Origin of the sequence: Coraliomargarita algicola (assembly GCF_033878955.1) — a bacterium.
Classification (GTDB): domain Bacteria; phylum Verrucomicrobiota; class Verrucomicrobiia; order Opitutales; family Coraliomargaritaceae; genus Thalassobacterium; species Thalassobacterium algicola.
On sequence record NZ_CP138858.1, the window covers coordinates 662380 to 688207 of the forward strand.

The window sequence follows — 25828 nt, forward strand, 5'->3', positions numbered from 1 at the left end:
CCAGCGCCCTTACAGGTAAATGAGACTTTTGCTAATAACTATTTACGGCGGCGCAGTAATACAGCACCTAGAGCAAATGCACTTGCAATAAGTGAATAGCTGGAAGACTCCGGAATCGCGACCCCATCAACAATAATACCAAATGCTCGTGCACGAGAACCATCTAAATCGGTGTTGATAAAGCGAAAGTCGAACGTCGCATCCGCAAAACTGTCACCAACATTATCAAAAGTAAACGAGGTGATTGCCGTCCCGCTCGCTCCAAGCGATGTCCCAGAAAAATCATAGGAAGTGCCTGTAGTATCAAAGGCGTCTCCCGTGTCTTCCGCTCCAAGAAAACCACCAACTACCTCCTGATTTGAATCACCAAGCTGAACCTGTGCATAATCAGCCGCAGTCGCGAAAATGAAATAAATAGTCCCAGAATTGTATCCAGCGGTATTAATAGTTCCGGAAAGATCTGACGCACGAATGCCAGTATTTGTGTCAAAGTTTGTGGTGCCATCAGGTAGCGTTAAATCAACCTGAGCAAGAGTAGATGAAGACACTGTATCTGCAGGGAAGGTCGGAGTGGAAATTGAAGAGCCAGCAGAGGCATACACATTCGCAGAGCCAGAAGCAGTTGTCGTCACACCAATTCCATTAAAAAATTTATACTCCGATACCGTACCATCTCCTAGTGTAATCGGACCGACAGTGGAGCTATTCACATTAGTGCCACTCGCACTGGCACTGCCAGCAGTGAGATCAATAATCACAGAACCAGCTAAGTTTTGCTGGTCTGAGAGACGTAAAGAAGAGCCATGTGCAATATCAGCCGCAGTCACAACTGAAGCACTAAGTAGTGTAAATGATGTTATGAATAGAATTTCTTTTTTCATAATGGGGTTTTGATTTTAATGAAGGTGAGGTTAGAGTAGAATTGTTTCCAATTTACTTATTTAGAATACAGAATAATGCACAATTAGGCTATCGCGAATTCGCGCGACATGCCGTAATCAGCGTCCATTCATGATCTTTCTCTGATACGCAGCATTGGTCTCCGGCATAGAGGCGATGGCTTTCTTGAGCGCTTCGTAAGTCTGCTGTTGTTCAGCCGTGAGTTGATTCAATGGAATCGGACTGAGTTCTTCGCGATCTTTAGCGATATCATAAAAGAGTCCGTTTCCATATAGCTTATAATGCTGATTCTGCACCCCGATGAGTTCTTCATTGCCGAGTTCATCAGGAATCCAGCTCCAGGACTTTGGCCAATAATATTGAAAGATCCAGTCACGGGGCGCGCGCGCGCCAGCTTCCCCGATGCACTGCGGCCAAAAACTACGCCCATCGAGCTGAACTTCGGGCAGATCCGCGCCAGCAATTTCGGCGAGCGTCGGCAAGACATCGGAAAAATCGATCATATCGCTAGACCGTGCACCAGCCGCGATATATTTCGGGTTCCAAACAATCAATGGAGAGTGTGTGCCACGGTCATGAGGCACGCCTTTCTTACCAGACACGGTTTCCCCGAATGATTCATACTGAAGCACTCGATTGGTGCCATTGTCGGTGCAGAAAAGCACGATCGTATTGTCGGCCACTCCCGCTTGCTTCAGCCCATCGACCACTCGCCCAACACACTTATCCATGTATTGGATCATGTCTTTGAAGTTCTCCTGCTGGTTCGTATTCTCGCGATTGACGCTATCAGGTGTGGGCTTAAACGGACCGTGAACCAGCAGCATCGGATAATACACAAAGAACGGGCCTTCCCTATTCTGATCTACGAAATCTAAAATGGATTCGACGCACAGATCGGGACCGTAGTCATCATCAGCAAAGGTGACATGTTCCCCATTCACATCAAAATTAGGTTTCCAATAGCGGGAGCCATGGCCAAATTGCGTATTCCACAGGATCCACGAATCAAAGCCAGCCTCGCTGGTCGGCGTGCCACCCTTGCCGTCAAGTTGCCACTTCCCTGCAGCATGAGTGGCATACCCGGCTCGCTGCAGCATGTGCGCAAAGGTAGTTTCTGTCGACGGTAGGACTCCAAATGCTTCGTAATTACGAATACCACTGCGCCCAGTCATAATCTTCACACGGCTGGGCGTGCATTTGGGAGTCGAATACGCATGCTCAAAGGTAATGCCTTCGTCCGCCAGTTGATCCAGCCGTGGCGTCCATGACTCGCGCGCACCATAGGCCCCAAAATTGTTATCATAGGCGACATCATCGGCCATGATCAGCACAATATTGGGACGCTCTGCAGCCTGCAGACTAAACGCGCTGAACAAAGCGGCTACGACAAATATTTTCTGAATGATTAAACGCATCGCTAGCCAATTATTTGAGTTGAATATTTAACTTCAGACTATCTCCCTGAGCCAACTTCACCGTGCGATAGCGACTGCCATACTTGGACTCGGAAACGGCCTCGGGTTGGCTGGAGTTTAACTCCGCGAGCTCCGCGGGGAATTTCAGATCGAAGAGCGCATCACGCACCGCGTTCAACTCTAGTTCAATCGTCTGATCCTGCAGATTCCAATTGGCGGATGTGCGCACACCTGAGCGTGTCAACATATCGCGAAAGGAGCCCTCGCCCCACGCTTCAGGCACGGCTGGCAAAATACGCAACATATCAGAAGTCGAACCGCACAGCATCTCCATCACCGCCGCTGGTATCCCAAAGTTGGCATCCATCTGAAAGGGCGCAGAGCGTCCATACTTATGATCGAGCGTCACGCCCATCTTGCGCCAGTCATTATGATAGGTAAACAAGTTTTGGCCCAGGCAACTGCGCGCCAGAATATTGAGCGCTTCCAAAGCGCCCGCTCCATCGCCCAAGCGAGCATAGACATTCGCCATGTGAGCCAGCGACCAACCGGTCTGGGACTGGAGTCCGATCACCAGGCGCTTCTCAATCGCCACACGGCAGGCTTCGTAAATTTCCGGATTAGTCTCTTCAGTCACTTCAGTGCCCGGGAATAAGGGGTAGATGTGCGACTGATGCCGGTGCTCATAATTATCATCGAAATCAGGATGCATCCATTCACGGATGGCGCCATCTTCGTTCACTTGATACTCGGGCATATCTGCGAGCATTTCTTTCCAACGCTGCACACCGGCCGCTTCCACATTCAGATGTTCACATGCTTCGACCAGGTTATGGAAAACTTCCTTGGCAACCGCGACCGCGATGGTGGAATTGATCTGAACCTTGATCTTATAAACGTGCCCGGTTTTCGGATCTTCGATCATTTTATCTGCAGGCTGATTCTCAGGAGACTGTGCCGGCAGAAACATGTTTTTACCCTGCTCATCTTTGACGATGTAATCCTCATAGAACAAGGCGACCTCCTTCATAAACGGAATCGCACGCTCTCGCAGGAACTGCTCATCCCCAGTGAAAAGATAATAATCATAGTAAAACGAAGCCAACCAACCCGCGGCATCCGTCCAATAAATCACGTGGGGGCCAGTATGCCGTAACACCCCTGACTCCGGCGACATGAACGGTGGAATAAAAATCCCCCGACAGCCGTAAAGCTGCTGTGCATTGTGGCGAAACTCATCCAGGTGCGCATCAAAGTAATCAAAAAAGCCCATCATCGATTCCTTCAAATTACCCGGTAAAGCCTGCCAATACGCCATCTGCAGGTTCTCATTATTTCCGAGAAAAGCACTCCATGGTGGCCGGTAGTCCCCGTTCCAAATGCCTTGCAGGTTGGCAGGATACCCGCCCGATCGACTGCTGGAAATCAACAAATAGCGCCCATAGTCGAAGAGTTTCTGCACCAACTCAGGCGATGCCGGATTCTGATACGCATCCAGCAGCAGGTATTCATTCGGAGTGTCCTGTGGCCCGGCTGGGTTCAGGTTGACCTCCATCACATCAAACTTCTCACGGTGTAAGGGCGCATGACGCGCAAACAAGGTATCGTAATCCCCCTCAAGGGCCGCCAACTGTCTCTTTAAACGTGACACCGCAGCGCTCGCGGGCTCATTAGCAAAGAGTGCAACGATCAAAACGACCTCATCCGCGCCGGCGAAGCGGATCTTTTGACCATCCACTTCCGTGCTTCCCTCTCGCGTCAATACACGCAAAACCCCACCAAACTCACCGCCGTCGGAGCCATCTGCACGAAATTCGACAAATTCACCCGACACCTGCGTCTGGTAAGTGAAGCCCGGATCAAAATCTTTGCCCTGCTGATCAATCGCATCTTTCAGATCATGGATATTCAGCGTCACGCTCCCATCCACAGCACCCGCTTGATCCGCGGTAATCGACATCACCGAAACATCATCGGGAATCGATACAAACAGTTTTCGAGAGAAGCGAGTCTCACCATCCCGCCATGTCACCTCCACTTCACCGGTCTCAAAGTCTACAGTGCGCAGATATTCTTCAAACATCTGATTGGTCTCCGTGATGAGATCCATGTCAAAGGCCGGATGGTAACGCGCATTTGTCAGATTGAAGCCCACATCCTTCAGCTGACTGCGGTAGTGCTCATTCGCTTCGCGATATTTCCCCTCCAACAGCAACTGTCTGACCACTGGCAGCTCGGCCGAGACATCGGGCAATTCGCCCACGCGCCCCTGATACCACAGCTTATTGTGATTAAACAAAACACGCTCCTGATGCACGGATCCATAAACCAAGGCACCAATCGTCCCATTGCCTGAGGGCAGCGCCTCACGCCACTGTTCAGCCGGCTGGATCATGCTCATGCCACGTCCAGATGAAGCGGCACTCACCGAAGTGATCATAGCCATTATAATTAGGCCTGAAGTTATTGTCTTTTTTAGCATAGATTTTTCCTGACTCGCAATGTCCTCAATCAACAATGCGCTTAAGCAGAGCTACAAGCCCGGCGCTGGTTTATATTATTTAAGATTACACGTGGATTGATCACTCTTCAGCAAGGACCAGCTGGTCCCAAAAACACCTGCCGCTGAAGTCTTTTGATGTGCTGATTTGCAGAGTGATTTTCCGATTCTCCCCGCTATTAAAATAGGTGCTTAGCTGAACCCATTCGCCGCCCCGCGCGTCGGCGCTCAATGCCAGCTTACAGTTCTCATTAAAAGGCTCCAAAGCATCTACGATCACTTGCCCCTCTGAATCTGGGCTTAGTTTCATCCAAGCACTCAAATGGTAGCGTTTATGTGGCTCCAGAGCGATACTTTGTGTAAGCGGTCGCATCGCTTTATCTGCCTGATACCACAGAGCATAATAACCGTCAGCAGGATCCTCTAGGCTGCGATTTAAATGACTAATATGCCGTCCTTGCCACCAGGATATGGTCTGTTCCACGCCTTGTTCAAAAGAGCCATTGATGACCAAATTATCTGATGGGCCGCTGCGTGTGACTTTTATAGAGGAAATAGCATTGTCGCAGCCAAGAACACTCAAATCGATACAGTCATTTTCAAAGCGCCAGACATTGCCTAAGAAATTGTCTTCTTCAAAACACTCCACCACGGTGCCGGGAGCGACTTCAAGTGATGAAATCGCATCATTCTCGATCCCCTGTTTAGCTAAACCTGCCGTGGTATAAGCGCCAAGATCAAGCGTCCCCAGCATCCGGTTGAAATGGATATCCCGATGAAAGGTAGGCAACGGAACACCTCGCGATTGTTCCACCTTCCGGATGGTCCCATCCTCGTTAAAGTAAATCGGATCGAAACAAATAGACCGGTTATGTTCGATTCCGCCCGACAGAGCCCCACTGTGGTAAAACAAATACCACTGACCTTTGTATTCTACGCAAGAACCGTGAGTCGTTAATACACTGGTTTTATCCAACAGGACGCCTTTACTCTCCCAAGGGCCCAAAGGGTGCTCACTCATGGCATAATTCATTCGATGTCCACCGCTCGAATTGTCCGGGTAGATTAAATAATAAATCGCATTCCGCTTAAAGACATAGGGACCTTCGCGTAAGTCGTGCAGTCCTTCCTGCGCAAGCATCGCCCCTTCAATTTCCATCATATTATCCTTGAGCTTACCAGCGTAGACAGGAGCCGGGCCGCCATGGTAGAGGTAGGCCTGTCCGTCATCATCGATGAATACACATGGATCAATCTGCGGAGTCAGCCCTTCGATATAACCCTGCACCTCAAAGCCTGAAGCTGGGTCTTGACTGGTGGCGACCCCGATCTTCCAGGTTTTACGATGATCATTGCCGCTGGGATGCGGAAAGTAGAAGTAATAGGTGCCATCTTTATACGCACAGTCAGGAGCCCACATATAGCCGCCCCGCTCGCGTCCCCACGGGACATCATCCGAATGAAGAATTTCGCCATGATCCACCCATGTAATCAAATCATCCGTGGAAAACACATGATACCCGTCCATCGTGGCATAGCCCGCCGGCGGTGATGTATCAGTGGAAGGATACACGTAAAGTCGCCCATCTTTCCAAACATGGGCAGATGGATCCGCCGTAAACATATGACTCACGATCGGATTGGAACGCCGCGGCGGATCTGCCATCAAGCTGCCCACGCCCGCCAGCAGCAAAACAAGTATATGTTTTGTATATTTCATACATTCAATCGATCTGAACTAACATAATTCAAAACCCGACTGGCTTAGTGCAGTTGGACTCCTTCGACATCGACCATCACGATTTTCTCCCGTGCATCGGGCGAACGGGTCGTCATTGTCACATTCTTAAATTCTACATTTTTAGCGTGACGGATGTAGGCCCCCCATGCGGGCAGCACGCCAAAGAAGAATTGCTCCGGATAGCGCGCAATATCTTCAGCCACTTCACGCTGCGCATCCTGTTCGCTACCGTGACCGGGGTATGAAATTTCGATATTTTCCAAGTGCACATTTTCAATCAAGTGCTCGGGAATACCGGTAATCATAATCGGTCCGGCTTTGGACTTTTCTTCGTCCGTAATGCCAGGCGTCCGATTCAACTTCAGGTTCTTATAGGGAGCTGCGATGGTTTTGGCGCGATCCTCGATCGTGACCTCTGCATACACATCGCGAATCCGAACATTTCTAAATTGTCCCACCGGCACACCTTCCGGTTCGACATCGGCGCCCTGTCCTCGATCGCTGTTATTATCCTTGGTAAAATCCCGTCCACGATTCCCCAACCGGAGAAAGATCGGATTGCCAACGTTCTTCATCACTATCCGCGAAATATCTACATTTTCCAGAATACCGCCGTCCACCACTTGCAATTTGATCGCGCCCATCGGGCTATCGTAAAAATAACAATTGCTCACATTCACGTCGATAAATCCGCCACGCGAAGAGGTGCCAAATTTCAAAGCTGCCGTATTGCTGGAGACCGAACAGTTGCGAATCGTAATATTGCGGCATGGGTTCAAACTACTCTTCAAGCAGATGGCGTCATCACCGGCGATTATGTCAGAATTTTCGATCAGCACATTTTCACAACCATCGAGATCCAGACCGTCGTTATTATAATTGTTGTTCCGCATCCGCAGCGTCACACCATTGAAATGCACCTCTTTACAATCCACTAGGTGCAAGCCCCAGAAAGCGGGATTCTTGTAGGTGACACCAGAAAACTTCAGGTATTTACAATTCTCGAACCGCATCAGGCGGGGACGTGGCAGGCGTCCATTCTTCAGGCTCCCGTCCTTTGCCCGTGGAAAAGCCAGGTGTGTTCCGCGGCCATCAATGACACCAAGCCCCTCGATCGTGATATTAGAAGCGTCTTCTGCATATAACAAACAGTGAGGCCCGCCCTCCCGGGCTTCGCGTAGTTTGCCGACCGGGTAATCCGCCAGGTCCTGGCTTCCCAGAATGGAAGCCCCATAGTCCAATGACAGGACGATGTCACTTTTCAGGTGAAGCGTCCCCGTCTGGTAGTCGCCGGGTGGCAGCCAAACTGTGCCGCCGCCAGCAGCACTGCAAGCATCGATCGCAGCTTGCAGTGCCTCTGTTTCCATCGCGATACCATCCCCCACTGCCCCGAAATCCTTGACGTTATATACCGCCGCCGACGAAGCAGAGAAGCCAGCAAGTAGCACATAAAAAATGAAGTATAATGTTTTCACAATCGGGGCAGCAATGGATGGATTAATCTGACTTACAGTTCGTCGCTCACGAAGTTTTCGACATTGACCTGAACAAACTTTTGCCGCGCATCCGGAGCGCGGGTGCTCATATTCACGTTCTTAAACTCGACGTTCTTGGCATGACGGATGTAGAGGCCCCAGGATGGTAACACTCCAAAGAAAAACTGCTCCGGATAGCGAGCAATGTCCTCAGCCACTTCAACTTGAGCCTGCTCGGCAGTGCCACCACCGGGATAGCTGATCTCGATATTTTCCAATAACACATCCTCAATCATGTGGCCGGGAATTCCGGAAATCATCATGCCTTGGCGATCCAATTTGTCACCGCTCACGGTCGCCTTGATATCGCTGATATGGATCCCCTTAATGTAGCCGACAGGTGCGCCTTCCGGCTCCACATCTTTCGCCTGAATCTGTTCGGTTGGCTTTTCGTAGGTGCGCCCACGGTTCGCCAATCGAATGAAGATAGGTCCTTCCACATCATCCATCACGATGTTGGAAATTCTAACATCTTCAATGAATCCACCATCTACAGCGAGGAGCTTAATGGCTCCCATACGAGTTCCGGAGAAATCACAATCGGTCACCAGGATATTCTTAAAGCCACCACGCGATGAAGTGCCGAGTTTGAAAGCAGAAGTATGACTGATGGCACGGGTGTTGCGAACGACTACATTTTCAACGACTCGTGTTGTCGTGCTCTTTGGGCAAATACTATCATCTCCGGTGCGAATGTCGCAGTCTTCAATGAGAACATTCTTACAACCATCCAAGTCGAAGCCATCATTATTACGGTTAACGACGCTATCGATCGTGACATTACGTGCGACGATGTTGTCGCAATCGACCAAGTGAGTGCACCATGAGGCCGCATTTTTAAATGTCACATCCTCAAAATGCACCCCGACGCAATCGACAAAACGAATCAACATAGGACGATCATGATAGGCAGTGCGTTCACCGACCGGGAAATTTTCTCGGTGACCACGGCCGTTAATAGTGCCACCGCCAGTGATACGAATATTCTTAGCATTTTCAGCATAGACGAGGCATTCATCAAATGCAGGGGCTTCAATCGCGCCCTGAATATCGCGCGCGTAATCATCGAGCGATAAACTACCAAGCAGCTCGGCCTCGGGCTCTAGGCGCAGCTCGATATTACTCTTTAATTTAATCGTTCCAGTTACGTATTGTCCGGCGGGAACGAGCACAACACCTCCTCCAGTGTCAGCACAGGCATCGATCGTGGCTTGCAAGGCCTTCGTGTTTAACGCGACACCATCACCGATGGCTCCGTAGTCCTTCACATTATAAATCGACGTTGTTCTGGTAGCGCAACCAGTCGCAAGCCCGGCTGCCAGTAGCAACAATGATACTATTAGTTTTTTCATCATGATATTTTGTTTATTTAAATTCTACGTTGTTAAGTTTTACGACCACCGTGTTCGGCCAGGAGCGATTATTATAGATCCGCTGCGCACGCATTACTGAGACCTCCAAACCGTTTTCGGTTTGCTGGAAAGTAGACTGCGGTTCTGCGTCCGGCTGATACTCCAGGAACTGGCTATTCTGCCCCAAAACGGATATTTCCGTCGTCGAGGTTGCTCTCAAATCTTTCAACAGGATATGCTTACGTTCGCCGTATTTCCACCGATTTTTCCCATTTGAAAATTGAGTCATAAAGGCGTAAACCGAGCTCCCGTCCTTTGACTGTGTATAATAAATGCCGTCATCGCCAATAATCTCACAGGGACGGACATCATGAATCGATTCACCATTGATAAACATCCAAAGCGCCAACTCCCGGAATCGGCGATCCTGCTCAAAGGGAATCACCCCCAAGGGATCCGGTCCGACGTTGATCAATAAATTGCCCCCCTTGGCACGCGTTTCGATCAACATATTGATCAGTTGCCCACCAGATTTATAATTCTCGTTGGTTGGTTTAAACTGCCATTGATTCCCTAAGGTAAAGCATGATTCCCACGGCCCGGGCAGTGGCTCTTTAGGCAGCTTTTGCTCTGGCGTCTCCATCTCACCACGAGTCACTAAACACTCCGGTTGCAACTGATGAATATACTGCGTGAGTTCTTCCATCCCTCTTCCGTCGAAGAACACCACATCAATGTCACCGTAGTTCGTAAATAACTCATCCAACTGCTGCTTGTTATAATCGCCCAACTCAGTCAGACCATCGCTCATACGGCCCGCCGAACGACGAATATCCAAACCATTATTATACTGGAAAATAAAATCCTCTGGCGAAAAATAGAAACCGACTTTGATACCGTGGCGGCGGCAAGCGTCCACATAGGCCCGGACAATATCCTGCGCATATGGGGTGTTCATAATATTAAAATCAGTGGTCTTGGTATCCCACATGCAAAAGCCATTGTGATGCTTCGTCGTGAAAACCATGTATTTCACCCCCGCAAGCTTGGCGATTTCCATCCATGCATCTGGATCGTAATTTCTCGGATTAAAGGTCTTCGGCAGCTCATTGACATAGCGATTCACATAATCATCCGAGGCCCCCACCATCGAATGGCTGATCACCGAGCCTAATTGCGAATCCAATGACCAATGCACAAACATACCCAGCCCCCAGTCCATGAAAGCTTCTTCGCGCTGTGGGTCATTGAGCAAGGGCCCACGACTATACACTTGCAAAGCAAGGGCATCGTTCGCCGTCGTCCCGAGGATAGCAGCCAACGCGAGCAGTTTAATTAGTATTTTTTTCATCGAGGTATCCAACTGTATCCAAAACAAACAACAGTATCGGTGAAGAGAGGGTAAGCAGAGTATCCCATCATACTAACACCGACAGCCATTGACCACCATCGCGCGTTTGCTCGATAAATGCTGATAATTACGCATGAACGAGGTTTTCGCTCATCTGCGTAAAGAACTACCCCATCAGCCTAACTAAAATTTAGAGATCTAACACCCCCGTCAGACTTGCACTCCAAAATACTATTTTAAACTCAGCCCGAGGCCTTCCAACCACACGCGACACTCCGGCATCCAATTGACATCCTTCAGCCCATGTCCGCCTGTTTCTGAAACGATGAGGTAAGTGGAAACACCTGCGGCCTTCAGCCCTTGCTCATAGGCAATCCCACCGGGATAAAAGCTATGGTCATCCTTGGCATAAACGAGAAAAGTCGGCGCGATATCGGCCGTCATGGGAAACTCTTCGACCAATACAGGCTCCTGCTGTGCCCCTTGACCTTTGTAGAAATAGGCTCCGGAAAAGATCACGACGAACTGGGGTTCACAACTTTCGCGATCGGCGGCATCCACAGCTACATACGCAGGTGTAGCATAGTGCTGACTCAAACGAGCCACCAAGTGACCGCCCGCAGAAGAACCCACCACACCCAGTTGGTCCGGATCCACGTTCCAACGCTTTGCATTGTGGCGCACTAAGCGCATCGCACGTTGCACATCTTTAAAGGCGGCTTCACGATCGCCTGGAACAGTGTAACGCAGCATAAAAACCGAGATCCCTTGGGCATTTAACCATTCAATAATCTCTGGCCGCGGTGTCAGGTGTTTATAGCTCCCCCCAGGGCTATAAACCACCGCCGGCGTGGGCGCATGACTCTCCGCGAGATACACGACCAGATTGGCATCTTTGACATTCTCATAGCGAATTTTGCCGCGTCGTGTAATATCCAAGCGGGGTTGAATCGCCGAATAATCGCCCGTATCGTCTGGCCAGAGACGAAGCACTTCATGAGTGCCGACAATAGGATCCTCAACGGCATCGGCCTTCCTGGCTGAATCTGGCGCGTTCGCTTCAATCAATTCAATCGATTTATTGGCAAACTCTGTCCCTAAGGTTTCATAGCCTTCAACGGAGTAATGCAGGTCATTCACGATAACTTCACCTCGAGCGTTCAACCCATCGTTCAAACTGTCCGTATCAACCAAAGCCGCACGTGGGTTCGCTTTGACGACAGCAGCTTGCGCATCGCGCACCAGCATCCAATCCGGATACTTCTCACCTTTCAGGTCAAAATCGCTGAGACGACCTATCACGACATTGATATCGTCACGGCCTAAGTCCCCTGACAATTGCTCAATCAAGCCCTGCAAACTCGCGGCATAGACAGACCCGTATTGCTCGCGGGCATCGCGCTCCCCTTGCATCCAGACGAAGGTGATGCTGGCAAGCTCCTGCCCCTCCGTCGCCTCTTTGACCATCGTCATTAACTGGTCGTAAAGATCCCCCGTAGCTTTCGGTTCATCCCCTTGCGCTGGCTTCCAATTTTTATACCACCGGCGAATCGGCAGTCCACCCTGAGCGTGCTTCACTACAATGACATTATCTTTGCCCAAAGCAGCCTCCACCGCCGGAGTGAATGAAATCGCAGGATCAAGCCGCGCCATATTGGACTGCCCTGACAGGATAAAAAGATGCTTCTGCGCATTAGCGGCACTGACCGCAAGCAGAGCGATGAATAGGATTTGTATAATTTTTTTCATTGATTGTTCATTCGGGCTAAGGCCCTTTCTTTCCAAAGCACTATATCCACATCGTTATTCATACGAACTCCTGCCGTGCTACGACCGCGTGCAACATCAGACTCTAGTTGTTGAAGCAAACGGTTGGCAATTTCCGGATGGGAATTATATAGATTGATCGTTTCGCCGGGATCACGCTCCATGTCATAAAGCTGCGCCATTGGAGCACCTGCCTGAATCGCCTGTGCTTCCTTTGGGGCAGTCCACCCTCCGGAGCCCCTGGCTAACAGTAATTTCCACTTACCGGCACGATATGCAAAGTAACCGTCGATAGAGTGATGCACCACACCGGCACGCGTCGACACAATCGATCGTCCAGTCAAGGCAGGCAGAAAACTGATACTATCTTCGCCCGCCCCTGCTGGGATCGTCGCTCCCGACAGCTCGGCGGCAGTCGCCATCAAATCCGTCAAACAAAGCAATTCATCACTCTTAGCCCCTGCTGACACAACTGCTGGCCAACGCACGATAAATGGCACACGATGGCCCCCATCCCAAAGATCTGCCTTGGACCCTCGAAATTGGGCACTGACAAAATGCCCGGCCTTTTCAAGCGCTCGGTAATTGGCTCGATTTGCGGAACACCCATTATCACTGGTGACGATAACAATCGTATTTTGCCCCAATCCTGCCTGATCAATCGCCTCGGTAATTTGCCCTATGACAGCATCCGTCTGCATCACAAAATCAGCGTAGGCCCCGAGCTGGCTACGTCCCTGCCAGTCCTCGGCAGGAAGGATCGGCGTATGCGGTGAAGTCAATGCGATATACATAAAGAAGGGCTCCGTCACAGTTTGCTGCTGAATATATTGAACCGATTTTTGAGCAATATCTGGCAATACATTCACTGCTTCAAAGTCCGCCTCTGCTGGCCCCGGCCGATGAAATTGCTTTACTGTAGTGCACTCCCCCACGAAGCGATTGTTTTCAATATAAATATACGGCGGCATATCCAGTGAGGCTGAGATTCCATAAAAATAGTCAAAGCCATGATCCACCGGTCCGTCGGTAATCACCCCCTGCCAGTCGACATTATTACCGTTGCCGCTCGCGACTTTATCATTGGTCGTTGGAATTCCAAGCCCGAGGTGCCACTTCCCGATGGCAGCTGTATGATAGCCCTGTGCTTTCAATAATTCCGCAACGGTCAAGCGATCATCCGCAAGCAAGGGTGCGCTAAAACCATACAACACATGCTTCTGCAAGCGAGTGCGCCAATTGTAACGCCCAGTCAAAATACCGTAACGCGTGGGCGTGCACACTGAAGAACTGCTATGCACATCGGTAAAGATCATACCGTCTGCCGCCAATTGATCCATGTGTGGTGTCGGAATCTGACTTCGCTCCGGGTTCATACACTGCACGTCACCGTAACCAAGATCATCGGCAAGAATGTAAACGATGTTCGGCCGGGTTGCCCCTTGAGCTATCGTGCCGAAGCAAAGCAATAGAACTGCAATATAGAATTGTTTCACCGTTTTAATGATACAGTTATTCTAGTTCGAATAAGTGGAATATTCATCAATTCCTCTGGGTCTTTATGATATTTCTTGGTGCATACATGCCTGCTGACGCAGCTCTAAGGTGTGGAGCTGGATACATCCTGTATAAAGTCGACATTCTCAAAACGTAGGACAATCGCGTTTGGCCAGTTCCGCCAGTTATACAGGCGTTGCTGCCGTGGCACGTCCATACTGAGGCCCTCCGCGCTGTTCTCGAAGTGAATCGTCAAATCGATCCTGTCGCTGTAGCGCTCTTGGCGATGATCCTGACCGAGAATAGTGACCTTGGTCTCTGCATTGGCGATCAAATCAGGCAGCACAAATTGCTTACGTGTCGAACGTGGCCAAATCCGATTGTTGGGATCGGGTTGTGCTTCCGTAAATTGAGTGATGATCGCGTAGGTGTATTTTCCGTCCTTAGATTGCGTATAATACGCGTCCTTACTACCAGCGACCACACACGGACGAATGTTATGAATCGCTTCATCGTTCACAAACATCCACAGAGCTAGCTCACGAAAACGCTCCTCTTGCTCAATCGGAATCGTTCCGTCTGGTTTGGGCCCCACATTAATCAACAGATTGCCGCCTTTGGCCCGCGTTTCGACCAGCATGTTAATCAGTGTGCTGCCCGACTTTAAATTGTCATTGGTCGGTTTATACTGCCATTGATTGCCAAGCGTGAAGCAGGTCTCCCATGGTCCGGGGATCGGATCCTTGGGCAGTCGTTGCTCCGGCGTCACCATCTCCCCACGCGTGACGAGCACGTTCGGATCCAGTTCGTGACAATACTCCGCAAGCTCTGCCTTATGCCCGCCGTCAAGGAACAAGGCATCGATCGGGCCATAGTTGGTGAGTAGTTCTTTAATTTGAACTTTGGTGAATTCGATCAGCTCTTTGCGTTTCTCACTGGGCATCTTCCCACCGCGAGCAGGATAGCCCTCCCGATAATTCCATGCAAAATCTTCGGGAGAATAGTAAAAACCGACCTTGATTCCATAGCGGCGACAGGCATCGACATAGGCTTTCACGATGTCCTTTTGATACGGCGTATTTGCAATATCAAAGTCTGTGACCGCCGAGTCCCACAGGCAAAAACCGCTGTGGTGCTTCGTTGTGAGCACCATGTATTTCACCCCAGCGAGCTTGGCGAGCTGCATCCACTCGTCCGGATCATAGCGTTTCGGGTTAAAGGTCTGGGGCAGTTCGTGAATCACGCGCTCCAGATGCTTATCGGAGGCCATGTCCATGTGGTGACTAATCACCGAGCCCAACTGCGAGTCATGCGCCCAGTGCACAAAGAGCCCGAGCCCCCAATCCATAAATTCTGCTTCCCGCTCGGGCAGATTTCGCAGCTCGCCCGCCATCTTCGGCTTGCTGTAGCCCTGGGCACTAGCCGTCGAGCTGAGGCCGATCATCGCAAAGCCAACCAATAGAAAAAGGTAGACTCTACGGCGAAGTTGTTGGGGCAATATCATCATTAGTTATGAATTATAAATAAGTTAAGGTTGGCTCGTTAATTCCTCTGTATCCTGAGGCGCATTCATAAAGTGAGCATTCTCAACATCAGTTGCTTTTAATTGCTTGGTCTCTACTGGCAGCCACAAGGAAACTGCGGGCACATAGGTGATGACTAAGAGTGCGACAATCATTGAGGCAAAGAACGGCAGCATGGTTTTGGTGACTTTTGCAATTGTGGTCTGCCCCACTCCGCAGCCGATAAAGAGGCAGGTGCCGACTGGCGGCGTGCACAGTCCGATACAGAGGTTGGCAATCATCATGATACCGAAGTGCACCTCATGCATACCAAGCGCCGAGACGACTGGCAGAAAGATCGGAGTAAAGATCAGCACCGCCGGCGTCATATCCATAAAAGTGCCCACGCAGAGCAGCAGCAGATTTATGGTCAGCAAAATTAAGATTGGATTATCCGAGAGCCCGAGCAGAACCGCACTCACAGTCTGCGGGATGTTTGCCATGGTCATAATCCAGCTCATCCCGGAACTGGCCCCAATCAATAACATGACGACCGCGGTGGTAATACCTGTCTGTAGCAGCAACTCCGGAAGTTCTCTGAGCTTGATTTCGCGGTAGTAGAGCACCGTCAAAAGGAAGGCATAGACGACAGCGATCGCGGCGGCTTCCGTCGCGGTAAAGATGCCCGCGAGAATGCCACCGATCACCACAACAATCAGAAAGAGGCTGAGAAAGGCGCGCTTAAAACCGATCAACATCTGCCGGATCGTTGAACGCGGCTCTCGTGGATACTTTTTAGTGTAAGCAAACGCACCACAGACGAGCATGATGAAAAGGCCTGAAATAATTCCCGGTAGAATCCCCGCCATGAACATGGCTGCAATCGACACTGAGCCCGCGGCGACTGAGTAAACAATCATGATGTTACTCGGCGGAATCAGCAGCCCGGTCGTCGCGGCTGTGGTGGTGACGGATACATTGAACTCGCGGTTGTAACCCTTGCGATTCATCTCGGGAATCATGAAGCCGCCGACCGATGAGACCGCAGCCGCGGCCGAGCCCGAAATAGAGCCAAAGAGCATGCAGGTGAGCGTATTGACATAAGCTAAGCCACCGGGCAAAAAGCCAACCAAGGTAGCGGCAAAATCAATGAGTCGCCGCGCCATGCCGCCGCGCCCCATCAGGTGCCCCGAAAGAATGAAAAAGGGGATGGCCAATAGCGCGAAGCTATTCACGCCGTTCACCATATTAGCGGCCACCACAATGGTCGGATCGGCGCCCTCGGCGAGAATCGCCACAAAGGTCGCCAGTGCAATCGACACAGCGATTGGCACGTTCATGGCCAAGAGTAGCAGGAAGATCGCAATTAAGATCAATGCAGTTGTGCCCATTACTCAGCCCCTCCTTCAGCACTTACCTGGTTCCGATAAGCCGTAGGCGCACCCAGAACTTCGATAATATTCTCTAGCGTGAACAAGGCCATAAACACCCCCGCGATCGGCAATGCCAGATAGACATGGCCCATCTTGATGCCTAAGGCCGGAGTGGTTTGCTCCAAAATCAAGGCGTCGGAGACGACCTGCCAGCCACCGATCAAAAAGATCGAGACCGCAAAAAACAGCACCAATAAATGTGCGACCACTGCCATCAATTTTCGTATTTCGGGATGTAACTTTTCCACGAAATAATCCACTCCGAGGTGACTCTTCTGCCCGAAGGCCACCGCACCGCCCAGCAGGGACACCCAAACCAACAGGAATCGAGCCAGCTCCTCAGTCCAGTTGGCCTGCTCGCCCATCACGTAGCGTGTAAACACCCCCCAGACGACGTCCAGGACCAGTAGCGCAACCGCCAGGATCAGCAGCCCGTTGAGCGCAGTAGTCATCCACTGCTTAAATTTTAATAGAGCTTGTCGCATTAGTTCACTTGGGAAATTTGTTGAAGTAGCATGCGCACATCCGGGTGTTCGACTGCGTTGAGCATCGGCTGCACTTTTGCCTGAAAAAGTGCGGTATCGACTTCGTAAATATGCACGCCTTCAGCAGCCGCCTGCTCCATCGCCAGCTTGGTTTTCTGATTCCAGAGTTCGCGTTGATAGTCCGAGGACTCTTGCGCCACCTGCTGCACCCATCCCTGCACCTGCGGCGAAAGTTGCTTCCAGACCTTTGAACTCATCAGCAGCATATCGGGAATACGGGTATGCCCATCGAGTGAGAAATGCTTACACACTTCATAGTGCTTGTTGGAGTAGAAACTTGGGACGTTGTTCTCCGCACCATCGACGGTGCCTTGAGCCAGCGCGGAGTAGAGCTCGCCCCATGCAATCGGTGTCGGCGAGCCTCCCAGCGCTTTGACCATATCAATGGCGGTGGCACTGTTCATGACCCGGATCTTCATTCCGGTTAAGTCATCCGGAGTGCGGATGGGCTTATCCTTGGTGTAAAAATTACGACTGCCGGCATCATAATAGCAGAGTCCGCGTAGATATTTGGCCTCGCCCTTTTCCATCAGCTCATGACCGATTTCACCGTTCAGCACTTGCCAGTAATGCTCGGAATCGCGAAAGACATAAGGCAGGCTGAATGCAGCCATCGATGGGATGAAGTTTTCCAGTGCCGCGACAGACTGACAAGTCATGGCAAGCGAGCCGTTCTGAAGTTGTTCTATGCTCTGCACTTCAGCTCCCAGAACTGCACTCGGATAGATATCGATCGTGACTGAACCACCGGAAAGCTCCTCCAATCGCTCCTTCATAAAGACCAATGATTGATGCACTGGATGTGCCGTATCAAGCCCGTGCCCTAGCTTGAGCACGGTTTGTGACGCAACTCCCCCACCGCTCTTTTGAGCACGTAGAAAGAGCGCAAAGCCACTCGTGGCCAATAAAGCACCGATGAAGATGCCTGCGATCAGGGTCGATAAAGTTTTATTCATAGTCGGGGAGACTTATTCGGGGTAGCTGCCATTCTCTAACACATCGAGTCCACGGCCAGTATGTTTATAGAAATAGGGATATACGCCTTCGGCATTGTTCATATAGTCTTGCGCCGAGCCCCAGAATGAACCGTTCATAATGCCGCGATACTTCGAGGTGTAAGGGCGGCCTTCGATGCGTGCAATCGTCTCCTTTAACATCAGACGGGTGCGCCACATATCCATCAGGCGCACATGCATGAACATCGTGTCCCAAATCCCATATTCCGCTTTATGCGCTTCGCTCAGGATCTTTTCCAGTTCGGCCAGTGCGAGCTTTAGATGATTGGCAAACACTTGAGGGTTCTGATCGACGAGGTATGCATCCACGCCCTGAACGACTTGATCCAGCATACGGCTGCCATACATGTGCACCGCGACCTGATAGGTGAAGTGCGCCTGGTAAAAATTCCGGCGGTCGACAGGAATGCGCGACTCCAGCGCCTTGGTTTCACGCCAGAGCGCGGGAAAGAATTCAGCGGTCTCGGTGAGGGGTCCTTTGGTCTGCTTCATTTGGTTCGCAAAGCCCGACACATTGCGAATGTCTTCGCCGTTCTCGATGGCGCTGCTGTATTTCTTCAGCACTTCCTGAGTCAGGTATTGAAGCAGATGCTCCCCCCGGGCCCCTCTCCAACGGGTTGGATCAGGCATATTCTCACGCAGGTAAGGAATGTCATAGTAATGCAGGCGCAAGGCTGCTAAATCGGCTGCCAATTCAGGTGAAAACTGCTTCGCATACCATTGCTGCAAGTATGCGTGCATCGCTTTATCGGCAGGTTGACTCAAATAAGGCTCTGCATCCCAAAGGAAATCATTGATCGCCTGCACAGACATCGCTGCGGGGCGAATACCGCTCACATTAATGATCGCATACTTAGTGGCACCACGCTCCACATAACGACGCAATTCATTATAAATACGGGCTGGCGGCACGGCCTCCGTGGTGCGGTTTTGCGTATTCATCATCATCATGACATGATAATAAAGCCCGTCACCTGGCGATAAATCGGAGCCATCGCCCTTGTCGCGCATATACCCACGACCATCATCGGCGAACATCTTGCAGACACCGTCTGGTATTTGCAGGATCCCATCATTGTAAAAGCGGCCCAGCTCATTCCACAGCGCAGCCACAATGGTGGCATCGGGATCAAACTCGCGCACGATTTCCGTCTGCTTCTGCATGGCAGCTGCAATCACATCCGCGCGGCCCTGATCATCTTTTGGCGCAGCAGGATCGCTGTGCCAGAAGGCCCCATCCGATTCGCCGCGAAAGCCGACGATCCATGCCACCTTCTTATCAGCCAATGCTTGCGCCGATTTCCGCCAGGCATCTTCCAGGATATCCTTGTGGGTGACATAGGAAAACGGCAGGCCCTTCGGCCAATCCATCATGTTCAATCCCAAGGGAGAAATATGGTGAAAGGTGATAATGACGTCGCGGCGTTTGCAAAGATCATAGACCGTGGCATCTGAATACGAAGACGACTCAGGGATCAGCATGTTTCCCTTGGTGCGGAGCAAGGTTTCGATAATTTTATCCATCCACTCCATGGAGATCACGTTGCCGCCGAGCGGATCGCGGTGCATTCCGTCGTGCAATTCTTCATCGTTGATGAACCAACCGCGGTTCTCAAAAGTCGGTTTCTTCGAAATATATTCATCCGCCGAAGTAAAGCTCACCTCAGTGCGTTTTTCAGGAATGCTATCGGTAAAGACATACATGGGGTCGATGCCGAGCACCTCTTCGCAAAAAGTATAGATGGCAAAGATCGTGCCACGTGTGTCGCCACCGATCGCAGCAATTCCCGGGTTGTTCTTCACCTGAGCCAAGCGCAACACGTGTTGCTCCGCTCCCGCGGGAACTTGAGCATCCACCAGCGAGCTGGTATTTTCCACGGAACCAAAAATGATGACCGGCCCCGTCCAACTGCTGCGTGTGTTATTCTTAAAAATCACCGGCGGATAGCCAAACACCTTATACCAATCGCGCTCCGCATCACGGATGGCTTCTTGAATCGCAGGATTTTCGAAATCGGCCGCCGTAACCACCCACGGAGTATCACCGTTGATGGTCAGACCATCCATCGATTTAGCAGTCAGATTCGTGGTGACCAGCACGCACATTAAAAAGTGAATCCATTTCATGATATAATTCTCAAATGATTAAAAGGCTCCGCTTTGGCGGAAGAGGTTTAGGTAATAATTATCTGCCTGCGGAATGACGCCGTGCCGATCACGGATGGCTTTTCTGAGTCCACGAATGCTGGCGTAGTATTGTTCATCTGTGCCCTCGCCTGCCGCATACAATGCTTCCGCTTGAGCCAAGGCCTCGGACAAATCCGGAGCAGGCTTTTGCAGCTGTTTAAGCGCCGCCGAGGCTTCATGCCCCAACTGGATCAAGGCATAGAGACCTGGCCGGAAGGGATAGGCATGCTTGAGATACGATGAATCGGCATGACTGGACGACACCTCCCGATAAGACGGCAGTTTCTCAGACATCACTAGAAAGCCCTCGCTGTCGGTCATGCAAAAAACCGCATGAGAGGTGCCCGGCGGCACCCGCCCCTCAATACGACCGCCAGTAATCTCAGCGGGTGCTTCAAACCACATTTCACGACGTCCGCGTGAAAGCTCAAACTCGCCGCCGTTCACTGTGTAAAGCAGTTTAGCATCCACAATGCTCGATGTATCCTTGCCTGTTTCAACTTCGACCCAGATACGGTCACGGTCTTCACCGCGCGCGAGAACTTCGGGGATTTTGTCCTGATGTTCGTGGCTCTCAATCGTCGGATTTTTATAAGGGTAGCTCACCCCAGCCGCATCCAGAAAGGCATCCAGTTCACTCAATAATTCTTGAGTCAATTCCGGCATGGCATCGGCCAGGTTATTCGCCTCCCCCACATCCGCCATTGAGCCATCCTCATGATACAGCCGATAGAGCGAAACCATGGGGTCTTTATTATTCCCCGGCCCAAGATTACGATACACCTTCCAGGGGCCCTTGCGCATTGCAGCGCCAGAGGACAATTCGATCGGAAAATAGAAATAGATGCTCTCACGTGTGGTGCCATCCGCAAAACGAGCCACTGTGTCTGTGCCTTCAAATAATGGGCGAATATTACATCCATCCAGTTTTGGATTATCCGACTCAGGCAATCCAACCAGATCGACAAAAGTAGGATATAAATCGATTAAAGAAATCGGAGTATCGCAAACAGAGCCTTCGGGAACATTAGGACCACTGACAATGAATGGAATGCGCACGCCCCCTTCATGTATGTCCTGTTTCCCTTCACGCAGCGGGAAATTATCAGTGACAGTGCCCCCCGCGCGGCGCACGAGTCCCCCATTGTCCGAACTCACGATGATATAGGTATTATCAATGAGCTTGTGTCCGGGGTTACGGGGATCCTCCGTATCTTCCAAATAGCTAATTACCTCGCCAATCATCCAGTCGAGTTCATCCACCATCGTGGCATAATACGGATCTGTTTTGCCGCCCAGCCCCACATTAATCGTTCCCGGATCCGTCGGAAAATCCAGGCCCATTTTCTTGCAATAATACTCCAGACGTTCGCGGTCCCGGGTTTGGATCGGCCCATGCACGTAATAGGTGCAGTAATTCAGGAAAAAAGGCTCTGCGTGATGCTTCTCGAGCCACTTGAGCGCGACATCGAGCGTCTTGTCAAAAGGCCGCCCATCGTCACCTAATTGAAAGGGATCATCGGGGTCTTCAGTCGCCCAGCCTGTGATACGGTCAGGCTTCATCGTTTTCGCCAAACCGTTGTGCTGATTACGCAGCTGATTCCTAGGGCCCCAAATATCCGGATCCGGATAGTAAGTGCCCCCTTTTCCCAAGTCATCGACATAGCCAAGATCAAACCCATAGTCACCTGGAAACGGATACCCGTTACTACGCCCACCCAAATGCCATTTCCCGACATGGCCCGTCGTATAACCCGCCCGTTTCAGCTCTTTGGGAATGGTCATTTCCGTCAGCGGTAAGCGATAACGATAGAATGGATTTATATAGGTAAAATTGGGTGAATACGCCCGCGGCAACTTGCCCCCCATCACATGATAAATCCCCGTTTGGGCTGGATATTGTCCCGAGATATAGGCCGCCCGCGAAGGAGCACAAGTCGGCGATGGCGAATATGCCTGCATAAATTTACGCCCCCGCTGCGCCAACTTATCTAAATTAGGCGTCTCAAAAGGAGTCTCACCATCCACATCCATGCAGACAGGATCCTGCCAACCAAAATCATCAGTTAAGATGTGCACAATATTCGGTTTAGGCCGCTCGCTATCTCCAATTGCAGCCCGTCCCTCCGCTGCGTATAAATCTGCACACAGGGCAGCACATAGCGAAAAAATAAAAAGACAAAAACACTGGGGATTGTTACGGGGGTATAGCATAATTCCAAAGAGTGATACTACCCCATTACCCGCTCCTCAACAATCGCGCATTCGCTGGATAATACCAAGTATTTATTTTCCCTACGGGCTCGCGACAAACAGAGAAGAGCTTGCAAGTCGCAGGCTTGCGCTTCAATGTAAACAGACCCACTACACACTGGATCTATAGTAGTATTTGTATCTCCGCCCCTAGCGATCCACGACCAACATCGGTTCCTGCTTGAAGAACTTACACCCAATAAAAGCCATCTGCACATGCATCCTTTTGCTTGTACTTATACAAGCAAGTGGCGCAGAGTCCTCACAACCGTTCACGGAACTCTGGCTGCATGAACTGGAGGCACTAAAGCAACAAACTGAAGCCGAATTGAACGGACTGGCCCATCCCAGCCTCAATAGTGGCGTGGGTGCGGTCGGGGACCGATCCAAAGCTTATGCAGACGACGGAAACCATTATGAGTGGGTACAAATCGATCTAGAAGGCAGCTACATAATAGATACGATATTTATTATACCCACCTTGTGGCGCGATACGCGCTTCGGATTTGTCAATGACGCCTTTCCTCAGGAATTTCGTATTCTAATCGGTAATGCAGCCCATCCAGAGGGTAAGGTCATCTTTACCTACAATGCAGACGAAGCTCCCTTCACAGGGATCACGCCAATGCAAATCCCTGTGGATTCTGAAAGCGCCTCATGGGTGAGAGTGGAAACAAATCACCTCACACAGCGCGCCCTCGATGGCATGTATATCTTTCAGCTATCTGAAATCATGGTCTTCGAGGGCAACGAAGACCGCGCGCTGCGTAAACCCGTGTTGGCATCGTCTCCAGTCTATGAGAGCGCGACACGTAATGCGGGAACACTTGTCGACGGGATCTTGCCTTACCTAATTAATTCTGCGGCAGAAGAGCACAGCCGCGCTTATGTCAGTAGTATCGATGTTGGCGAAAAGCCGTCTCTTACGATCGACCTATTGGAAACCACTGAAATAACAGGTATCCGACTCCATGCAACCGATCAAGCAGACACAGTCCCAACTGCACACGCGGGTGAATTTGGCCTCCCACCGCATTTCATTGTCGAAACCGCCAATCAGGAAGATTTCAGCGATGCCGAAATAGTCTTAGATGTAAAACTGAACTCTATCTTTGAGATGGGCCCCGTGCTCAGCTGGAACTTCGCCAAACCGTCAAACGCTCGCTACATTCGACTAACCGCACTCACGCCCTATTATCATGGAAGGGAAAACCAAGACTCGCGTGTTAGTTTTGCCGAGATCGAAGTGCTTCAGCAGGGGCTCAACATTGCGCGGAATAAGCCCATCAGTACTAACTACGTCAGTGAGACCAGTGACTCCACGCTCAGCGCACTCGTCGATGGCATGAATATCTATGGCCATATTCTGCCACAGAAACAATGGTTAGAGGAATTAGCACGCCGCCATGAACTCTCTACCCTTCTCCAAGAGTTACAAGTAGAGCTACAAAAACGCTATACACAGCAGAAGTTATTTCTCAGATGGGCCATCATAGCAGCGATCTTTATGGCACTCGCGATTGTATTCACAATCCCCTACTACAAGATGCTCAGCTACCGAAAGGAAGTTCACATCCGCCAGCGTATTGCGGCCAATCTACACGATGAATTGGGGGCTAACCTGCATGCCATCGGAATGTTAGGCGATGTTGCAGAACGTTCCATAAGCACTCCCGAACGCCTCGTCGAAGCGGTCCGTCGCATTCGCGCATTGACCGAGCGCACAGGAGAAGCCGCACGCCACTGCACCAACATGCTAGAGGCAGACAATATCTGTCAAGACATCGTATTTGAAATCCAGCAAGATACACAACGCCTCCTAGGCGACCACGAAACTCACTTAAGAATCTATGGTGAAGAAGAACTTGAAACTCTGCCCCGCCGTGCTCGTATCGACCTATATCTTTTTTTTAAAGAGAGCCTTACAAATATTAACCGACATGCACAGGCCACCAAAGTATATATACGCATTGCAGCGAATCACAACAGCGTAAGACTCTCCGTTATAGATAATGGCTGTGGCATGAATGCTCCCCCAAAATCCCTACTACGTAGAGCCCGCTTAATGCGAGCCGCCATTCAAACCAAGCCCGTAAACCCTCACGGCACTCATATTCGACTCATAATAAAATTCAAAAGAACCAAACTCTTCCTATGACCAAAAAACATCAAATCATGCTGATCGAAGACAACCAGGAATTCCGTTCTGTATTGGAATTCTCGTTATCTGGAGAGTCGGATATGGAAATCGGACGTCAATGTAGCTCGGCCGAATTTGCGCTCCGTGTGCTGGAAAATGACTCCGCGGCAAAAGCACCTACCCTCATCTTGTTAGATCTAAATTTGACCGGTATGACTGGCCTCGAAGCACTGCCTGCGTTGAAGGAAATGGCACCACAGACTCCTATCATTATTTTGAGTCAATCCAACAGAGAGACAGACGTCTTAACCGCGATCGCTAAAGGTGCTTCGGGATATCTGCTCAAATCTTCCACCGTCGATCAAATTATTGATGCCATTCGCGAAGTCATCGCAGGCGGCTCATCACTCGATCCTAAAGTCGCCTCTTACTTGCTCAAGCAAATCAGAGCGCATGCCCCGGACGATGATGTAAACACCATACTCACCACCCGCGAACGCGAAGTTCTCGAACAACTCGCAGAAGGCTACGTTAAGAAAGAAATTTCAGATAAACTCGGCATTTCCTACCGAACAGTAGACACCCACATCCGTCATATTTACGAAAAGCTGCATGTAAACAATGGCCCGGCAGCAGTCAACGTCGCCCACAAGCTCGGCCTATTTCAATAGCCCGAACGGGTTTGTCACAG

Annotated in this window: 17 protein-coding genes and 1 pseudogene; 2 read left to right on the top strand and 16 right to left on the bottom strand. The window is 50.6% G+C overall.

Annotated elements, in window-relative coordinates; genetic code table 11:
* Nucleotides 1-38: 38 nt before the first annotated feature.
* The 16 genes and pseudogenes from SH580_RS02655 to SH580_RS02725 form a co-directional block, all read right to left on the bottom strand.
* Nucleotides 39-881, bottom strand: coding sequence for a hypothetical protein (locus tag SH580_RS02655; protein WP_319833461.1), 843 nt, complete (start codon nt 879-881; stop codon nt 39-41).
* Nucleotides 882-998: 117 nt separating this feature from the next.
* Nucleotides 999-2318, bottom strand: a complete 1320-nt coding sequence (locus SH580_RS02660) for a sulfatase family protein (RefSeq protein ID WP_319833462.1) — start codon at nt 2316-2318, stop codon at nt 999-1001.
* A 10-nt stretch (nt 2319-2328) separates the two neighbouring features.
* A complete protein-coding gene (locus tag SH580_RS02665; RefSeq protein ID WP_319833463.1) occupies nt 2329-4764 on the bottom strand; it encodes a glycosyl hydrolase family 95 catalytic domain-containing protein in 2436 nt (811 codons plus the stop codon).
* A gap of 136 nt (nt 4765-4900) precedes the next feature.
* A complete protein-coding gene (locus SH580_RS21950; RefSeq protein WP_345786244.1) occupies nt 4901-5572 on the bottom strand; it encodes a carbohydrate binding domain-containing protein in 672 nt (223 codons plus the stop codon).
* A gap of 45 nt (nt 5573-5617) precedes the next feature.
* Nucleotides 5618-6484, bottom strand: a pseudogene (locus tag SH580_RS21955) (family 43 glycosylhydrolase); the annotation flags it as partial.
* 98 nt (nt 6485-6582) lie between these two features.
* Complete coding sequence (locus SH580_RS02675; protein ID WP_319833465.1) at nt 6583-8034, bottom strand: glycoside hydrolase family 28 protein; 1452 nt, start codon at nt 8032-8034, stop codon at nt 6583-6585.
* Between the two features lie 32 nt (nt 8035-8066).
* Entirely contained in the window at nt 8067-9449 is a 1383-nt protein-coding gene (locus SH580_RS02680) for a glycoside hydrolase family 28 protein (RefSeq protein ID WP_319833466.1), read from the bottom strand.
* 10 nt (nt 9450-9459) lie between these two features.
* Nucleotides 9460-10797 (bottom strand): alpha-L-fucosidase, encoded by a 1338-nt coding sequence (locus tag SH580_RS02685; RefSeq protein WP_319833467.1) that lies wholly within the window; start codon nt 10795-10797, stop codon nt 9460-9462.
* 231 nt (nt 10798-11028) lie between these two features.
* Nucleotides 11029-12546, bottom strand: a complete 1518-nt coding sequence (locus SH580_RS02690) for a sialate O-acetylesterase (protein WP_319833468.1) — start codon at nt 12544-12546, stop codon at nt 11029-11031.
* Nucleotides 12543-14060, bottom strand: coding sequence for a sulfatase family protein (locus SH580_RS02695; protein ID WP_319833469.1), 1518 nt, complete (start codon nt 14058-14060; stop codon nt 12543-12545). Before SH580_RS02695 ends, SH580_RS02690 begins: the two co-directional genes overlap by 4 nt.
* 104 nt (nt 14061-14164) lie before the next feature.
* Nucleotides 14165-15568, bottom strand: a complete 1404-nt coding sequence (locus SH580_RS02700; RefSeq protein WP_319833470.1) for an alpha-L-fucosidase — start codon at nt 15566-15568, stop codon at nt 14165-14167.
* Between the two features lie 21 nt (nt 15569-15589).
* Nucleotides 15590-16954, bottom strand: coding sequence for a TRAP transporter large permease (locus SH580_RS02705; protein WP_308986083.1), 1365 nt, complete (start codon nt 16952-16954; stop codon nt 15590-15592).
* Complete coding sequence (locus SH580_RS02710) at nt 16954-17481, bottom strand: TRAP transporter small permease (RefSeq protein WP_319833471.1); 528 nt, start codon at nt 17479-17481, stop codon at nt 16954-16956. The genes SH580_RS02705 and SH580_RS02710 overlap by 1 nt, the downstream gene beginning before the upstream one ends.
* Nucleotides 17481-18497: a TRAP transporter substrate-binding protein gene (locus tag SH580_RS02715; protein ID WP_319833472.1), complete on the bottom strand. Its 1017-nt coding sequence runs from the start codon at nt 18495-18497 to the stop codon at nt 17481-17483. The genes SH580_RS02710 and SH580_RS02715 overlap by 1 nt, the downstream gene beginning before the upstream one ends.
* 12 nt (nt 18498-18509) lie before the next feature.
* Nucleotides 18510-20684, bottom strand: coding sequence for a glycosyl hydrolase 115 family protein (locus tag SH580_RS02720; RefSeq protein ID WP_319833473.1), 2175 nt, complete (start codon nt 20682-20684; stop codon nt 18510-18512).
* Nucleotides 20685-20702: 18 nt separating this feature from the next.
* A complete protein-coding gene (locus tag SH580_RS02725; protein ID WP_319833474.1) occupies nt 20703-22823 on the bottom strand; it encodes a sulfatase in 2121 nt (706 codons plus the stop codon).
* 400 nt (nt 22824-23223) lie between these two features.
* Here SH580_RS02725 and SH580_RS02730 point away from each other — a divergent pair, with 400 nt between their 5' ends.
* Complete coding sequence (locus SH580_RS02730; RefSeq protein WP_319833475.1) at nt 23224-25155, top strand: histidine kinase; 1932 nt, start codon at nt 23224-23226, stop codon at nt 25153-25155.
* On the top strand, nt 25152-25808 hold the full coding sequence (locus SH580_RS02735; protein ID WP_319833476.1) for a LuxR C-terminal-related transcriptional regulator: 657 nt from the start codon (nt 25152-25154) through the stop codon (nt 25806-25808). Before SH580_RS02730 ends, SH580_RS02735 begins: the two co-directional genes overlap by 4 nt.
* Nucleotides 25809-25828 lie beyond the last annotated feature (20 nt).

Excerpts from the sequence above, each read along its gene's own strand:
- SH580_RS21950 (WP_345786244.1), bottom strand. The coding sequence starts at position 5,572 with ATGCTGGGGACGCTTGATCTTGGCGCTTATACCACGGCAGGTTTAGCT.
- SH580_RS02665 (WP_319833463.1), bottom strand. The coding sequence starts at position 4,764 with ATGGCTATGATCACTTCGGTGAGTGCCGCTTCATCTGGACGTGGCATG.
- SH580_RS02680 (WP_319833466.1), bottom strand. The coding sequence starts at position 9,449 with ATGATGAAAAAACTAATAGTATCATTGTTGCTACTGGCAGCCGGGCTT.
- SH580_RS02720 (WP_319833473.1), bottom strand. The coding sequence starts at position 20,684 with ATGAAATGGATTCACTTTTTAATGTGCGTGCTGGTCACCACGAATCTG.
- SH580_RS02655 (WP_319833461.1), bottom strand. The coding sequence starts at position 881 with ATGAAAAAAGAAATTCTATTCATAACATCATTTACACTACTTAGTGCT.
- SH580_RS02735 (WP_319833476.1), top strand. The coding sequence starts at position 25,152 with ATGACCAAAAAACATCAAATCATGCTGATCGAAGACAACCAGGAATTC.
- SH580_RS02705 (WP_308986083.1), bottom strand. The coding sequence starts at position 16,954 with ATGGGCACAACTGCATTGATCTTAATTGCGATCTTCCTGCTACTCTTG.
- SH580_RS02715 (WP_319833472.1), bottom strand. The coding sequence starts at position 18,497 with ATGAATAAAACTTTATCGACCCTGATCGCAGGCATCTTCATCGGTGCT.
- SH580_RS02660 (WP_319833462.1), bottom strand. The coding sequence starts at position 2,318 with ATGCGTTTAATCATTCAGAAAATATTTGTCGTAGCCGCTTTGTTCAGC.
- SH580_RS02700 (WP_319833470.1), bottom strand. The coding sequence starts at position 15,568 with ATGATGATATTGCCCCAACAACTTCGCCGTAGAGTCTACCTTTTTCTA.
- SH580_RS02710 (WP_319833471.1), bottom strand. The coding sequence starts at position 17,481 with ATGCGACAAGCTCTATTAAAATTTAAGCAGTGGATGACTACTGCGCTC.
- SH580_RS02690 (WP_319833468.1), bottom strand. The coding sequence starts at position 12,546 with ATGAAAAAAATTATACAAATCCTATTCATCGCTCTGCTTGCGGTCAGT.
- SH580_RS02685 (WP_319833467.1), bottom strand. The coding sequence starts at position 10,797 with ATGAAAAAAATACTAATTAAACTGCTCGCGTTGGCTGCTATCCTCGGG.